Source organism: Rhizobium sp. CFBP 8762, assembly GCF_014841565.1.
Taxonomy (GTDB): Bacteria; Pseudomonadota; Alphaproteobacteria; order Rhizobiales; family Rhizobiaceae; genus CFBP-8762.
This window is the reverse complement of record NZ_JACYUD010000001.1, coordinates 450814-465681: the sequence shown is the minus strand read 5'-3', so window position 1 is coordinate 465681 and position 14868 is coordinate 450814. Positions and strand designations below refer to the sequence as shown.

The 14868-nt window shown below is 58.3% G+C and carries 12 protein-coding genes; 8 read left to right on the top strand and 4 right to left on the bottom strand.

The window, feature by feature from the left end; translation table 11 throughout:
• The first annotated feature begins 66 nt into the window (after positions 1-66).
• Positions 67-675, top strand: a complete 609-nt coding sequence (locus IFT84_RS02205; protein ID WP_192116997.1) for a TetR/AcrR family transcriptional regulator — start codon at positions 67-69, stop codon at positions 673-675.
• A 4-nt stretch (positions 676-679) separates the two neighbouring features.
• On the opposite strand, the gene IFT84_RS02200 is transcribed toward IFT84_RS02205, so the two are convergent.
• Together IFT84_RS02200 and mutL are read right to left on the bottom strand one after the other, a co-directional pair.
• Positions 680-910, bottom strand: coding sequence for a DUF2093 domain-containing protein (locus tag IFT84_RS02200; RefSeq protein ID WP_192117563.1), 231 nt, complete (start codon positions 908-910; stop codon positions 680-682).
• 17 nt (positions 911-927) lie between these two features.
• Positions 928-2757: a DNA mismatch repair endonuclease MutL gene (mutL, locus tag IFT84_RS02195; protein ID WP_192116996.1), complete on the bottom strand. Its 1830-nt coding sequence runs from the start codon at positions 2755-2757 to the stop codon at positions 928-930.
• 362 nt (positions 2758-3119) lie between these two features.
• Here mutL and IFT84_RS02190 point away from each other — a divergent pair, with 362 nt between their 5' ends.
• The 3 genes from IFT84_RS02190 (at position 3120) to IFT84_RS02180 (ending at position 8457) form a co-directional block, all read left to right on the top strand.
• Positions 3120-4892: a response regulator gene (locus IFT84_RS02190; protein WP_192116995.1), complete on the top strand. Its 1773-nt coding sequence runs from the start codon at positions 3120-3122 to the stop codon at positions 4890-4892.
• 98 nt (positions 4893-4990) lie between these two features.
• Positions 4991-6301: a putative bifunctional diguanylate cyclase/phosphodiesterase gene (locus IFT84_RS02185; RefSeq protein WP_192117562.1), complete on the top strand. Its 1311-nt coding sequence runs from the start codon at positions 4991-4993 to the stop codon at positions 6299-6301.
• A 98-nt stretch (positions 6302-6399) separates the two neighbouring features.
• On the top strand, positions 6400-8457 hold the full coding sequence (locus IFT84_RS02180; protein ID WP_192116994.1) for an NADH:flavin oxidoreductase: 2058 nt from the start codon (positions 6400-6402) through the stop codon (positions 8455-8457).
• Positions 8458-8497: 40 nt separating this feature from the next.
• Here the strand turns inward: IFT84_RS02180 and IFT84_RS02175 are convergent, their stop codons facing one another.
• Both IFT84_RS02175 and IFT84_RS02170 read right to left on the bottom strand, forming a co-directional pair.
• Entirely contained in the window at positions 8498-9046 is a 549-nt protein-coding gene (locus IFT84_RS02175; RefSeq protein ID WP_192116993.1) for a PRC-barrel domain-containing protein, read from the bottom strand.
• Between the two features lie 92 nt (positions 9047-9138).
• Positions 9139-10020: an SMP-30/gluconolactonase/LRE family protein gene (locus IFT84_RS02170; RefSeq protein ID WP_192116992.1), complete on the bottom strand. Its 882-nt coding sequence runs from the start codon at positions 10018-10020 to the stop codon at positions 9139-9141.
• A 298-nt stretch (positions 10021-10318) separates the two neighbouring features.
• On the opposite strand from IFT84_RS02170, the gene IFT84_RS02165 reads away from it, so the two are divergent.
• The 4 genes from IFT84_RS02165 to corA all read left to right on the top strand — a co-directional run bounded on the left by IFT84_RS02165 (position 10319) and on the right by corA (position 14847).
• Positions 10319-11062, top strand: a complete 744-nt coding sequence (locus IFT84_RS02165) for a helix-turn-helix transcriptional regulator (protein ID WP_192116991.1) — start codon at positions 10319-10321, stop codon at positions 11060-11062.
• A gap of 272 nt (positions 11063-11334) precedes the next feature.
• Positions 11335-12096, top strand: a complete 762-nt coding sequence (locus IFT84_RS02160; RefSeq protein ID WP_192116990.1) for a helix-turn-helix transcriptional regulator — start codon at positions 11335-11337, stop codon at positions 12094-12096.
• 339 nt (positions 12097-12435) lie between these two features.
• Entirely contained in the window at positions 12436-13626 is a 1191-nt protein-coding gene (locus IFT84_RS02155; RefSeq protein WP_192116989.1) for an Mrp/NBP35 family ATP-binding protein, read from the top strand.
• Positions 13627-13869: 243 nt separating this feature from the next.
• On the top strand, positions 13870-14847 hold the full coding sequence (corA, locus tag IFT84_RS02150; RefSeq protein ID WP_192116988.1) for a magnesium/cobalt transporter CorA: 978 nt from the start codon (positions 13870-13872) through the stop codon (positions 14845-14847).
• Positions 14848-14868 lie beyond the last annotated feature (21 nt).

Sequence of the window (14868 nt, the reverse complement as noted above, 5' to 3'; positions counted from 1 at the left end):
GTTACAGTGGGTAACATTAGTTAGACCCGGAAAGTTACCAGTGTCAACATTGGAATTCACAACACAATGAAATCAGCCTTCCACCATGGGGATCTGGCTGATGGCTTGTTGCAGGCCGCATCCAGCCTGATTGCCGAGCGTGCCTCATCGGAGTTCTCCTTACGCGAACTCGCCTTGAGCCTCGGCGTCAGCCATGCTGCTGCCTATCGGCATTTTCGCGATAAACGCGCGCTGTTGGGTGAGCTGGCTACGCGCGGCTTCATTGCGCTGGATGAGGCTCTGGCGACAGCAGCCAACGGAGCCGGACCAACCGCGCCGGAACGGCTGACAGCCATGACCCTTGCCTATATCGATTTTGCGTGTGCGAATGCCGGTGCATACCGTATTCTGTTTCACCCGGACCTGTGTGAGCGCGGAGACTTTCCTGCATTGACGCAGGCGGCAATGGCAGCCTTTGCCCGGCTTGAGCAAGAGGTTGCTGCGGGACAGGCAACCGGGAGCTTAAAAGCGGAGCTTCCAGCAGCCATCATCGCATCCGCGCTCTGGTCAGCCGTTCACGGCTATGCCACTCTGTTTTTGGATAGGCAGATTGATCACGACGGTGCAGCAGGCGATAGGCCGCCCGCCGACAAGACGGTTCTTATCAAGCTTTTGATCGATAGTGTCCGACGCTAACTGGTTAGCGCGACTGGTTCGGCAATCGACCGGCGCGTTTTTCCGCCTCCAGCGAATCCTCGCAGCTGGCATAGGCTTCCTGCCGGGCGACGCTCCAGTAGCGCAACTCGTCCAGCGGAATGTTCTTGCCCGTCATGGCGCAGGTCACATGCGAGCCGTGCAGCAGAATCTCGAAATCGCCATCGAGATAATGGATTTTTGCCGGACGGCTGGCGCCGCCTTCATGCCGGTTCATCATCGTTACAGTCCCAATCAGCTTCGCCCGAACAGGCGCTCTATATCAGCCAGCTTTAACTCAATATAGGTCGGTCTACCATGGTTGCATTGGCCAGAACCGGGTGTTTGTTCCATTTGGCGCAAAAGCGCGTTCATTTCTTCCGGTCGCAACCGCCGACCGGAGCGCACTGACCCATGGCAGGCCATGGTGGCTGCCAGATAATCCAGCTTTTTGGCCAGCCCTCCCGCCGTATCCCATTCCGCCAGTTCATCCGCCAGTTGGCGTACCAGCGCCACAGCGTCCATCTCTCCCAGCATGGATGGCGTCTCGCGAATGGCAATCGCGCCCGGCCCGAATCGCTCAATACCCAGGCCTAAACGCGAAAATTCGTCCGCATGGGCCACCAGCCGGTCGCAGTCATCCTCCGGCAGATCGACAATCTCGGGAATCAAAAGCGCCTGCGCCGCAATGGGCCGGGAATTCATCGCGGTGCGCATCGCTTCAAACACCAGCCGCTCATGGGCCGCATGTTGATCAACAATCACAAGCCCGTCCGCTGTTTGAGCCACGATGTAATTTTCGTGCAATTGTGCTCGGGCTGCACCCAGAGGGTTCTGCACAATCGGCACATCCTCCTGTGCCACCTCGACGGCGCGCGCCGATGGAGCAGCAAACTCCGCAAACCCGTGCTGTGGCGTTTCACCGAACGCCGGGGAAGACACACTCATCTCCAGCGGTCGCGAGGGCGAGGCAGCCGCCTGCCATGGCGGGGTGCGCACAGTCTGATAGGTGTTCGGCCCGCTCCAGGATGGCCCACCTGACATCGGTTGCGCGCGAAACGCCCGCAGCAAGCCATCGGCACCGGTCGTAGCGGCGCGGTCCCCTTCGCGCGCCAAGGCCTCGCGAATTGCGCCGATCAGCAAGCCCCGTATCAGGCCGGGATCGCGAAACCGCACATCGGATTTGGCTGGGTGCACGTTGACGTCCACCAGATCTGGGTCAAGCGTAATTGACAGCACGGCCACCGGATAACGCCCCTGCGGAATGGTTTCAGCATAGGCGGCGCGCAACGCACCCCACAACAGCTTGTCCTGCACCGGGCGGCCATTGACGAACGCATATTGTTGCAACGAATTGCCACGGTTGAAGGTGGGTATGCCCGCAAAGCCGGTCAGACAGATTCCCTCACGCTCCGCGTCGATTTCGATGGCGTTCTCGCGAAAATCCTTGCCAAGAATTTGCGCGATGCGGGCCAGACGGTCATCGCAGGTGGCGGGCAGTTCGAGCAGGGTGCGGTCCGACCCTGACAGCACGAAACGCACCGACGGAAAGGCAATCGCCATGCGGCGCACAACCTCGGTGATCGCGCCCGCCTCGGCGCGCTCGCTTTTCATAAATTTCAACCGTGCGGGTGTGGCAAAAAACAGGTCGCGCACCTCCACCACGGTGCCGATATTGGCGGCGGCGGGCTTCACCGCATCCATCTTGCCGCCGGTCACACGAATTTCCGCGCCATGCGGCGCATCAGCCGGGCGGCTGGACAGGGTGAGCCGCGCAACGGAGCCGATGGATGGCAGTGCCTCGCCGCGAAAGCCCAGCGTGCGGATATCGGACAGGCCTGTGTCGAGCTTGGAGGTGCAGTGGCGGCGCACAGCCAGCGCCAGTTCGTCCGCCGTCATGCCGCAGCCGTTATCGCTCACCCGCAGCAGGGTTTTGCCGCCACCGGCGGTGGCGATCTCGATTCGGGTTGCCCCGGCGTCGATTGCGTTTTCAATCAGTTCCTTTGCGGCACTTGCGGGCCGTTCAATAACCTCGCCAGCCGCGATCTGGTTGATAAGCGTTTCGGAGAGTTGTCTGATGGTCATGGTGTTTTCTATAGCATGTCCATTAACAGCTGAAATCGCATTCCTTTTGAGCGATGCGTATATCTACCCCACAAGTCTGTGGATAAACGCCGCCACTTAATTCGTCTTTAATGTTCATTTGCGAATATGCGCTGTCTGAAATGAAACAGGCGAGGGCTTTTCGATGGTCGCGGCAATGCTGGTTGCCGGTATCACGCACGAGACGCTCACCAAATCCAGCATGTTTAGCAAGCATTTCCGGCAAAAGCGCGATTGCGTTGGCGTTCGAACAATGCGGTAAGCAAACTTAGAGAATTGACGGTGACCATCTGTCCATCGGAAATGCTCTCGCAACGGGCCAGCGGTGGACCGGGGACAATGCAATGATTGATGTTGCGTCATTGGACGCCGGCATCCAGAGGGCGCTTTTCGAAGCCGGTTGCGAAGCAACGGGAACGGCGATGGTGCTTTACAACGGTGAGGATCATCTGATGTTCGCCAGCCGTCAGGTGTTGAATATTTACAATATTTCCACCGAGTTTCTGCTGCCGGGCACGCGCCTGCGGGACTTTCTTGGCGCAGTGCACGATTCGGGCTTGCGGGCAGGCACATCTGTGGAGCGAAGACCGGGTCAGCTTGGGCGTGAGGACTGGATTTCCCGGCAGGTGGCGTACCACTGGCGCGAACGGTACGAAACGGTGGAGCGGTTCCAGAACAACCGCTGGGTTCATATCCACAAGCGCCGTCTGTCCAGCGGCTACGGCCTTTTGTACCTCACCGATATAACCGAGCGCCGCCAGCGTGAGCAGGAGCAGGAACTGGATGCCGAGCGCATCGCGCTGACCGAGGACATTCTCGACAGCCTTCCCAATCCGCTTGTGATCAAGGATCAGAATCTCATCATCAGCGCCGTCAATCGCGCGTTTTGTGCGATCCACCGGCTGGAGCGTGGGGATATGCTCGGCCGCACAGCCTGGGATCTGCTGGAAGCCGAATTTGCCAGACAAGATGAAGCGCTGGACACCGATGTGTTGCAGACCGGGCAGCCGTCCGCATCTCCCCAGCATCTGGTGCGCGCCGATGGGCAGGATTTCTGGGCCATTGTGCGCAAGTACCGGCTGGGCAAGCCCGGCCGGTACTTCATCATCACCAGCATGGAAGATGTGACCGACATCGCCATCTGGGAGGGGGAGGAGGGTGCACGATCCTCCGGACATGTCGGGGCCAATGCGCGTTTTGGGGAGCGTTTTGGAAAGCTGCGTCTCAAGGATTACTCGATCTTCAAGCCCGCAGCCAGTTTCTACGATCCCTTCCGCAACATGAAACTGGCGGATTTGTTTAAAAGCGGACCTCCGGTTCCCGAAGCGTTAAAGGGCCAGCGCGTGCTGGTGGTAACGGCCAACAGGCTGTTTGAGGCGCAGCTTTTGCCGCAATTGCGTGTCTGGGGATTTGATGCCTGCGCCGTATGCTCAGCGGATGAATACCAGATGTTCATGGAGCAGGCAGCGCATCTGGATTTGCCAATCGATCTTGCTCTGGTCGATCAGGATTTTGTCGGTCTTCCCGCATTCGACCGAACGGGCCCCATGGCCTATGTGCCGATCCAATCGGACCAGCCGATCTCTACCATTCTGCAGCACATGATCACCCGTGGCACCGACAGTCCCGTTTCCCTTCCTCAGCCGCTTGGCAGCAATGTGGTTGATTTTGCAGAATGGAGCCTCGCCTCTGCGGCCACCGCCAGCCATGACCGGATCGACGTGCTAGTGGCTGAGGACAATCGCATCAACCAGTTCGTCTTTTCCCAAATTCTGGATACGCTTGGTCTCACCTACCGGATCGCGGCCGATGGCAGTGAAGCCCTACGCCTTGCAGCCAAACACAGGCCGCGCATGCTGTTTCTGGACCTGACCCTGCCTCAGGTCAGCGGTCTGGATGTGGCAAGACGGATTCGCGCGACGGAAACCGCCACCCGTATGCCGATCGTGGCGGTGGTGTCCGTGGAGAAAGATTTCCCGGCCGGTGAAGCGAGTGTTGCGGGAATGGATGACCATATCACCAAACCGGTCAGCCCCGACATGATCGAGCGGATGTTCGAGCGATATGGTCTGGAGGATGGGAATGGGTCCCGCCCTACATGTCAACTCCCTAAATGAAGGGGAGCGAAGGCATGTATGCGCCACTGTCCAAAGACGATAAGACAGCATTGCCCTCTGATCTGATCGGGGTTTCAAATCGCATTCTGGAGCGTGGTATGGCGAGTGACCGTCTGACCGCTATAAACCCCTTAACCGGCGACCCTTTGACTGGATTGGGAAACGCCATGCGGCTGCGAGACGAGGTCTGCGCCGTGGTGCGCGAGCGCGCCAGCGATCCGGCCCCCTTTGCCATCGGCCTTGCCAATCTAGATGGCTTCAAGCCGATCAATGATCTGTTCGGCCCTGCCGCTGGGGATGAAATTCTGCGGCAGGTTGCCCAGCGCCTGAGTGCCTGCATTCCCGAAGGGGCAAGCGTCATGCGCATGGGCAAGGATGAGTTCGGCTTCGTGCTGCCACTGGTGTTTGAGCGTACCGGCGCGGAAAAAATCGGCACCATGCTGCGCGATGTGCTGTCGGCACCCTTCGCACTGGGAAGCCGCAACGTGCGCTTGTCCGCATCGTTTGGCTTTGCCATTCATCCCTTTGCCGGGAATGATGTGGAAGACCTGATCAAGAGCGCCGCAACGGCCTTGTACCGCTCCAAACGGCGCGGGCGTGCACAGATCACCGTTTACTCGCAGGAAATTGCGCAGGAGATGAGCGAGGCAACCGAGCTGGAACAGGCCTTGCGCAACGCCATCATCGCCGATGAGGTGGATGTGCATTTCCAGCCCATTGTCGATATGCGCACCGAGCGCGTGTTGGGTTTTGAGGCGCTGGCCCGCTGGCACGATGCGCATTTGGGTTTCGTGTCGCCGGAGCGGTTCGTGAAACTGGCCGAGGAGCGCGGCTTTATCGACTCCCTGTCTGAAACTCTGTTGCGCAAGGCGGCAAAGGCCGCATTGAGCTGGCCACCGGACCTGTTTCTGTCCTTCAACCTGTCATCGGCCCAGATGACCAATCCGGCAACCGCCCATACGCTGCTGAAAATCATTGAGCGTGCCGGTTTGTCACCCCATCGGCTGGAACTGGAAATTACGGAAACGGCTGTGATGGCCGATGCCGATATTGCCCAACGGATTATCGCGCAGTTGCGTGCATCGGGAATTGGCCTGTCGCTGGACGATTTCGGCACCGGACAGTCGAGCCTGGGCCGCCTCAGGGATTTCACCTTTGACAAGGTCAAGATTGACCGGGCCTTCGTGTCGGGGCTCGGCAGGGATCACGCCTCCGAACATATCATCCGCGCTGTCGTTGCCATGTGCGAGGGTCTGAAGCTCGGCGTCGTGGCCGAAGGCATCGAGGAAGTGACGGAAGCACAGACGCTCAAGGCCATCGGGTGCCGCATGGGGCAGGGCTATCTCTACGCCCGCCCGGTCGATAGTGCAGCCACACAGGCCTATCTCCAGCGCACCTACCATCCGTAAATTACGCTTTCACAGCGTCTTGATACCATGTCGTATTCAGGCATTGCGGATTGGTGTTTCCGGCGTACCATCCCTGTAAAACAACAGGGAACCGCCGCATGTCGCAAAGCACACAACTCTCCAACGACCCGCTGATGCAGCCCTTCCAGCTGAAGCATCTGACGCTGAAAAACCGGCTGATGAGCACGGCCCATGAACCCGCTTATTCCGAAGACGGCATGCCCAAGGATCGTTACCGGCTGTATCATGTGGAAAAAGCCAAGGGCGGCATGGCGCTGACGATGACGGCGGGGTCGGCCATCGTTTCGCGCGACTCGCCGCCTGCGTTCGGCAATCTCCACGCCTATAGCGATGAAATCGTTCCATGGATGAGGCGTCTGACCGACGACTGTCACGAGCACGGTGCGGCGGTGATGATCCAGCTGACCCATCTCGGGCGTCGCACCGGCTGGAACAAGGGAGACTGGCTGCCGGTGCTGTCGGCGTCCCCGGTGCGCGAGGCGGCCCACCGCTCCTTTCCCAAGGAGATCGAGGATTGGGATATCGAGCGGATCGTGCGTGATTATGCCGACGCGGCAGCGCGGATGCAGGAGGCCGGGCTCGATGGCATCGAATTCGAGGCCTATGGACATCTGATGGATGCGTTCTGGTCGCCTGCGACCAACCAGCGAGACGACGACTACGGCGGCTGTCTCGAAAACCGGTTGCGCTTCACCAGGAGGGTGCTGGACGCGGTGCGGGCCTCGGTGGGCCGCGATTTCATTATCGGTATGCGCATGGTGGCAGACGAGGATTGGTCGAAGGGCCTGTCGCGGCAGGAGGGTGTGGAGATTGCCCATCGTCTGGTGCAATCGGGCCAGATCGACTTTCTCAACATCATTCGCGGCCATATCGATAGCGATGCGAGCCTGACCAATGTCATTCCCATTCAGGGCATGGCCGCGTCACCGCATCTGGATTTTGCGGGCGAGGTGCGGGCCGCAACGCAGTTTCCGGTTTTTCATGCCGCCCGCATTGCCGATGTGGCCACAGCCCGCCATGCCATTGCGGAAGGGAAACTCGATATGGTTGGCATGACCCGCGCCCATATCGCCGATCCGCACATTGTCAGCAAAATTCTGGACGGGCGGGAGAGCCAAATCCGCCCCTGTGTGGGTGCCACCTATTGTCTCGACAGAATTTACGAGGGCGGCGGTGCGCTCTGTATTCACAATGCGGCAACGGGCCGCGAGGCAACCATTCCTCATATCATTGCCCGCACAACGGGGCCAAAGCGCCGGGCTGTGGTGGTGGGCGCAGGCCCGGCCGGACTGGAAGCCGCCCGCGTTCTGGCGGAGCGCGGCCATGACGTGACCGTGCTGGAAGCAAGTGGGCAAGCGGGCGGGCAAATTCTTCTGGCTGTCCGCAATCCGCGCCGACGCGAGCTGATCGGCATTGTCGACTGGCGGCTGGCGGAACTGGAGCGTCTCAGCGTACCCATTCATTACAACGTCTTTGCCGAGACGACGGACGTCCTGGCTTTTAACCCGGATCTCATTGTGATTGCGACCGGCGGCATCGCGCAGAACCCTCCGCTAGAGGCAGGCGACGATCTGGTCACATCCAGCTGGGACATTATAGCCGGTGCAATCAAGCCGGAAGGCCCTGTGCTTCTGTATGACGATAACGGCGCCCATACGGGCATGACTGCTGCCGAGCTGATTGCAGCCACCGGCGCAGAACTGGAGATTGTGACGCCGGAGCGGATGTTTGCGCCCGAAATCGGCGGCATGAACCACGTTCCCTATGCTCGCGCTTTTGCAAAGCCTGACGTGCGGGTCACCATCAATACGCGGCTTGTTTCCGTGCGGCGCGACGGCAACGGGCTGGTTGCAACACTCGGATCGGATTACGCGGATACGCGAATGGAGCGGCGGGTGGCGCAGGTGGTGGTGGAACACGGCACACTGCCCATGGCGGACCTTTATCTCGATCTCAAACCCAACTCACGCAATCTTGGCGCAGTCCATTATGACGCGTTGCTCAGCCAGCAGAGCCCTTTGCCGGTCCGCAATCCCGATGGTGTCTATGATGTGATTCGCATTGGCGACGCCATCGCGAGCCGCAATATTCACGCAGGCATTTACGATGCTGTGCGGTATGGTCTCTTGTTATAGCTTTCAGGCGGGTCTGTGCCCGCCCGATGGTCCTATGAGATCAAGGTTTCGTACCTGCTTCGGCTCGTGTGGTGTCGGAAGGCGGTGCCTCCGCTGTCGGCGCATTGGTAATGGCTCCACCGCTGCTGTTGTCGCCCTTGGCCTGATCGCGCAAAGTCTTGAACTCCGGCGCGGCTCTCAGAGAATTTGCCGTTTCGGTCGTCGTCAGTCGAAAATCGTTGGTTTCCGGCTGCTGGGATACAGTGATGTTTTCAAACGGCACTGCGACGTTCTTTTGTCCGAGGCCCAGAAAACCGCCGACCCCAATGATGGCTGCATCCACACCGCCATCGCGGGTGATGATCAGATCGTCGATGGTGCCTATACTTTCATTGGCCGAATTGTAGACGGTTTGTCCAAGATAGGTGCTGGCCGAAATCTGGTTTTGGCCCTGCACGGTGAGATACGGCATCGGAGCCTCTGCCGTCGATGCCGGAGGCACGGGGGCGGTGGTATCGATCGGGGCTTCCTGCGCCATGGCGAAAGGTGCTGTTGCTACGCCAGCAACAAAAACGCCTGCGGTGAAAAGTCGGATGAAACTGTAGATCATGGGAATACCTCGATTGCTGTTTCCAGAGAAGGCGCAGCCTGCACTGCGCCTGTTAGCTAGCCCAACGCGAGATATCCGGCGATGTTCCCAAGTTACAATTTGAAGGCGGGTTCGAATTTACCTCTGACGGTAATGCCGAGATCGAAGGTCTGACCGGCGGCCGGATCGTGTCGCCGGTCTTCATCCGTCATACCTTCCCACGCCGACGTCACAAATATGCGGTCCGCCGATTCGCCGAAAAAGGCGGGGCAGGAGCCCTGGCTGGCGGGAAGAGTGTAGCGGGCCACATGGGTGCCATCGGGGCTGTAACGGTCGATTGCGCCTTCCCCCCAGCGTGCACTCCACAGGTTTCCATCAAGATCGGATATGGCACCGTCAACGCCACCCTCCGCTTCGCTCTGGTCGCTGAACACGGTTGCTTCGCCCACCGGCAAGCCGGTGGCGGAATCGAGCGGCACACGCATGATCTTGTTCACGCCCGTATCAACATAAAAGCCAGCGGAACCATCGGGCGAAAAACAGATGGCATTGGGCGTCGTCAGGTCCCCGACAAGCTTGGTGACGGTTGTGCCCGCAACATGATAGATCGCGCCAACGCCTTTCTCCCCGTTTCGGCCCATGGTGCTGGTCCAAAGGGCACCGCTTGGATGCACGCGTCCGTCGTTGCTGCGGTTGGAAGGGTTATCTTCCACAGCCACCAGCATCGTAAGTTCGCCGCTCGCCACATCCCGCACGAACAGACCGGTGTCCGCGACAAGCAACTGCCGCGCAACGTCGATCCGTGCCAGCACACTGCCCATGACCGGCAAGGTGTGCACTGTTTTTCGGCTACTCGACACGTGGAGTTCGTGCAGTTCCCGGTTTAAAATATCAAACCAGTATGCTGTGCCTGTATGAGGGTCGTATGTTGGCCCCTCACCAAGATGGAGATGGGACTGACACAGTATTTTTCCCGAAAACTCAACGATTTCCAATGATTGCCCGCCTTTTATGCGTTTAATAACAGGAGATTAGGTAACCCGGTTCCAGATAACGTCAAGCAGGCAGATGGAGAAGCCCAAAAAAAACCTCTAAATAAGTTTAGGCGCATGAAACTTGATGCTGTTGTACGGCGTTTATCGATCATTGCAAAAAGAGAAAGCCATAAAATAAAGTTTGCTTTACCATGGATTTTTGTGGTTTTTCTGCGAATATCAAATTTCGTCGGAATGAACGGGCAGGGTCTTGCCCCCGACTGTCAACGGTAAAGCTGGGTACGGCTGGAAGGTGACGATGTTGAGTTTTATTAAATTGATGACGCAGGGTTCGCTACCGGATCCGTCGCTGTTTTCGTCTGCGCTGTCGAGCGAAGATGATGTCGCAACGGCTCTGGACACGATACGGCAGGACTTCAATTTTCGCCATTACATGGTGTTGTCGATGCCGGCGCAAGGTTTTCGCGATCTGGGCTCCAACATTATGCTGACCAGCTGGCCGGACGAGGCCGTAAAGGCCTATGATGATGGCGGTCTGGTTCGCTCCAGTGCCATTCTGGATCGTCTGCGCCGCAGCGCCCTTCCATTTCGTTACACAACCCAGATGGAAAACCGCAAGCGACGCGATGGCACCTATCCCGTGGCCATGGGTCTCTTCCGGGACATGGCTGTGCAACGGGGCGCGTTTTTTCCCGTTCACGCCAGCAATGGGGAGCGCGGTGCCATCTCGTTTGGCGGCGACCGGGACGATGTGACCAACGAAGAGCTGATGCAGTTGAACAGCATTGCGCATTTTCTGTTCAATGAGTTGTGCGAGATTCGCAAAACACATCGGATGGAGGCAGGAAGCCTGTCACGCCGCGAAACGGAATGTCTTCACTGGGCGGCAGCGGGCAAAACCAGCACCGAAATGGCGTCGATTCTCAACCTGTCCGAGTATACCGTCAACCATTACCTCAACCGGGCCACGCGAAAACTCGACGCGGTCAACCGGGTACACGCTGTGGCAAAGGCCTTGCGGGCAGGTTTTATCAGTACATGAGGCTGTTTCAGCCGCAGTCTTGCTGAAACATCGCTTCTATATTCATATCTGAATAAGGACAGACAAATAAAGTTTCTATGCAACTTGAATTTGTCATCAGAGGGCGTAAAGTGGCCTCAATGTGTTCATTGTGACGATTGAGTTTTCTGTCTGTAATTGCTTTCTTTATTTTTGATACAAAAATGCTCATTTTGGTAGTGGCTGTATTGTGCCCGCCTTGATCGAATCCGACCGGAGGGGTGCTGTCACCGGTCTGTTATGCCAGAGGCTTTATGAATTTATTCAACGAAATTCCAAATGTGGATCCCGCTGATCATTCTGCTATGTGTGCTGATCTTGTCGCAGAGATCCCCGGTCTCCAAACCCAATTCGATATTGTACGCTATATGCGGCGGGTGTCGGCTTTTTTCGGCTTTCAGCTGTTTATGGTCTACGCGCTTCCTATCAACGAGGCCGAGAAGCTGTCGGACGGTTCTGTCGTATCCAACTGGCCGACCGAACTTTTGACGCGCTACGATGAACTGGGCTTGATATCGAGTAGCGCCAGTATTCGCCGCCTGAAGGAAACGACCGTGCCGTTTCGGCACACGATCAGCGATTGGGAAGCCGAGGCCGGACACCCGGAAGGGATGCACGAGCTTGCCAAGGCCATTCGTGCCGCAGGTGTCAGCGAGTATTATTTTATTCCCGTTCACAACGCGGCCGGTGGGCGCGGTGCCGTGATCTGGTCCGGGCCACGCGCCGATATTCCCATGGCTGAAATCGCCGAGCTTCAGATGATTTCCATCCATGTCTTCAACCGGCTCGCCGACATCGAGTCCTTGGGCAAGAAAAATCGCAACAATCTGACGGAGCGGGAAATTGAATGCCTGAGCTGGACGGCAGCGGGCAAGACCAGTTCTGATATATCCGGAATTATTGGTCTGTCGGAGCATACGGTCAATCACTACCTCAATCAGGCCACGCGCAAGCTCGATGCGGTGAACCGGACACAGGCCGTCGTGATTGCCATGAAGAAGGGTTATATTGCCTAGTAAATGTCAGAGGTGAAAACTGGCACGCTTCCTGCATGGAATACAGCGGTCCAGAGGGGACCTTGAGCGAAAAATAATCAGCGCCCTAGAAGGTTGCGACCCAAGCCACCGTATCCAAAAGATCCTGTAACAACAGGACGACCGGATGCGGTGGCTTTTTCGTGCCGCGTCCACTATTGAAAGGATTAGATGAAGCAGCAAGCCAACGCGTTATGCCCTACAGCGCCGCGCGTCATACATGACGCGCAAAGGTTGCTGTAGCACTTTAAAATGCTGCATGATTTTATCCTTAAATCGATTCCGGTCTAAGGAATTATGCAGTAGCAGACAGGCGGAACCATGCCGGACGTAACAAAAGACCAGATTCTGGACGCGCTCAAGACCGTGCAGGGGCCAGACGGAAGCAGCAATATCGTTGCGCTCGGCCTTGTGTCGGATGTGTTCATCTCGGACGGCAAGGCCTATTTTTCGATCACCGTGCCTGCAGAACGCGCACGCGAGCTGGATGGTATGCGCAGCGCCGCCGAGCGGGCTGCAACCTCGGTGCCCGGTATGCGCGGGGCCATGGTCGCCCTTACGGCCGATAAAAAGGGCAGCGCTTCCGGCGCGCCCGCCAGAACGCCCCCCAGAACGCCCGCAAGCCCCCCCGCTTCCCGACAAGGCCCGCAAGCGACAGGCAGCGGCGCGGCGAACGTGCGCGCAACACCCGCGCAAGGCAAACCCGGCGTGCCCGGTATCAAGCATATTGTGGCCGTCGCATCCGGCAAGGGCGGGGTCGGTAAATCCACGACGTCGGTCAACCTTGCACTCGCGCTTCACGCCAATGGACTATCCGTTGGTATTCTGGATGCCGATATCTACGGCCCCTCCATGCCGCGCCTCCTTAAATTGTCGGGGCGACCAGAGCAACTGGAAGGCCGAATCATCAAGCCCATGGAGAACTATGGACTGAAAGTCATGTCCATGGGCTTTCTGGTGGACGAGGAGGCCGCCATGATCTGGCGCGGCCCCATGGTGCAATCGGCACTGATGCAGATGCTGCGGGAGGTTGCCTGGGGCCGGCTTGACGTGCTGGTGGTGGACATGCCGCCCGGCACGGGTGACGCGCAACTGACCATGGCCCAGCAAGTGCCGCTGTCTGGCGCGGTCATTGTTTCTACCCCGCAGGATCTGGCCCTGATCGACGCGCGCAAGGGGCTGACGATGTTCCGCAAGGTTGAGGTTCCTGTTCTAGGGATCGTCGAGAACATGAGCTACTTCATCGCGCCTGATACCGGCAATCGCTACGATATTTTCGGGCATGGCGGCGCGCGCCGCGAGGCAGAGCGAATCGGAGTGCCATTTCTGGGTGAAGTGCCGCTGACCATGGACATTCGTGCCCTGTCGGACGCCGGTACGCCGATTGTGATCGCAGACCCGAACAGCCCGCAAACCCTCGTTTACCGCGATATCGCTCACAAGGTCTGGAGCCAGATCGAAGGTGAGGGAGCGCCCACAAACCGTGCTCCGCCGCAAATCGTGTTCGAATAGGACACGCTGTTTGACGTGTTGCGAAGCTGCCCCAGAATATGGCCCCTTGATTTCACGGACGCAATAAGCCATATGCCGCATCGCACATGAGACAGCGTCTTGGCTGGCCCGTGCCCAACTGTTCGCCCTCTGGTCGGAGATTCGGCTCTCCTGCCCATGACGGAGTTAGGATTTTGTCGTTGCCGACGGAAACCTTGTTATGCACCGGCGTCTATCCCCCTTTGACATCTGGTCCACCGCGCCATGATCACGCTCACAACGCGGAGCGGTGAGGTACAATCCTTGTCCGTTGTCGATGCCGCGCCGACTTTGGGCGACGAGATCGTCTGGCTGGACTTGCTTAGCCCCACGCGGGAAGAGGAATTGCTGGTCGAGCGGTATCTCGGCTTTGAGGTTCCCACCCGTGACGATCTGAAGGATATCGAGCCGTCGAGCCGCCTCTACAGCGAAGACGGTGCCGTTTTCATGACCGCATCGCTGGTGCTGCGTGCCAACAGCGATTCGCCTGAACTGACCGATGTCGCCTTCATTCTGGCGGCAAACCGGCTTGTCACCATTCGCTACACCACGCCAAAATCCTTTGACCTGTTTCGTGCGGCCATGCACCGCGCGCCCGATAGCTGCCAGAGCGGCCCCAAGTTGCTCGGTCGCTTGTTCGAGACGATTGTGGACAGGACCGCAGAAATTCTCGAGCAGGGCGTTCTGGAAATCGATGCACTATCGCAGCAGGTGTTCGGGGATAAGTCCCGCGTCCGCCGTCGCCCGCCCCGTTACCTTGAAGAACGGTTGATGGACGTGGCCAGCCACCACCGGCTCGTCAACAAGACCCGCGATAGCCTCATGTCGCTCTCGCGGGTGCTCACCTATCTCTATACCGTTCCGTCGGTACAGGAAGACAAGGACCTGCGCGAACTGTGCCGCACGATCTCGCGCGATATCCAGTCGCTGTCGGAGCATGCCTCGTTCATTTCCGGCAATATTACCTTTCTGCTGGATGCGTCGCTCGGCCTGATCAATGTCGAGCAGAACGCCATCATCAAGATTTTCTCGATTGCGTCGGTCGTCTTTCTGCCGCCGACGCTGGTCGCTTCCATTTATGGCATGAACTTTCAAAACATGCCGGAGCTGAACTGGACCTATGGCTATCCCGCCTCGCTGGCGTTGATGGTCATTTCGGGCATCATTCCCTTTTTCTTTTTTCGCTGGAAAGGCTGGCTCTGAGGCACTGTGCCTTATCGCTTG

Bases quoted from the DNA above. Each gene is read 5' to 3' on its own strand.
- IFT84_RS02185 (WP_192117562.1), top strand. From the start codon at position 4,991: ATGGCGAGTGACCGTCTGACCGCTATAAACCCCTTAACCGGCGACCCT.
- IFT84_RS02160 (WP_192116990.1), top strand. From the start codon at position 11,335: ATGAATTTATTCAACGAAATTCCAAATGTGGATCCCGCTGATCATTCT.
- corA (WP_192116988.1), top strand. From the start codon at position 13,870: ATGATCACGCTCACAACGCGGAGCGGTGAGGTACAATCCTTGTCCGTT.
- IFT84_RS02165 (WP_192116991.1), top strand. From the start codon at position 10,319: ATGTTGAGTTTTATTAAATTGATGACGCAGGGTTCGCTACCGGATCCG.
- IFT84_RS02205 (WP_192116997.1), top strand. From the start codon at position 67: ATGAAATCAGCCTTCCACCATGGGGATCTGGCTGATGGCTTGTTGCAG.
- IFT84_RS02155 (WP_192116989.1), top strand. From the start codon at position 12,436: ATGCCGGACGTAACAAAAGACCAGATTCTGGACGCGCTCAAGACCGTG.
- IFT84_RS02180 (WP_192116994.1), top strand. From the start codon at position 6,400: ATGTCGCAAAGCACACAACTCTCCAACGACCCGCTGATGCAGCCCTTC.
- mutL (WP_192116996.1), bottom strand. From the start codon at position 2,757: ATGACCATCAGACAACTCTCCGAAACGCTTATCAACCAGATCGCGGCT.
- IFT84_RS02190 (WP_192116995.1), top strand. From the start codon at position 3,120: ATGATTGATGTTGCGTCATTGGACGCCGGCATCCAGAGGGCGCTTTTC.
- IFT84_RS02175 (WP_192116993.1), bottom strand. From the start codon at position 9,046: ATGATCTACAGTTTCATCCGACTTTTCACCGCAGGCGTTTTTGTTGCT.
- IFT84_RS02200 (WP_192117563.1), bottom strand. From the start codon at position 910: ATGAACCGGCATGAAGGCGGCGCCAGCCGTCCGGCAAAAATCCATTAT.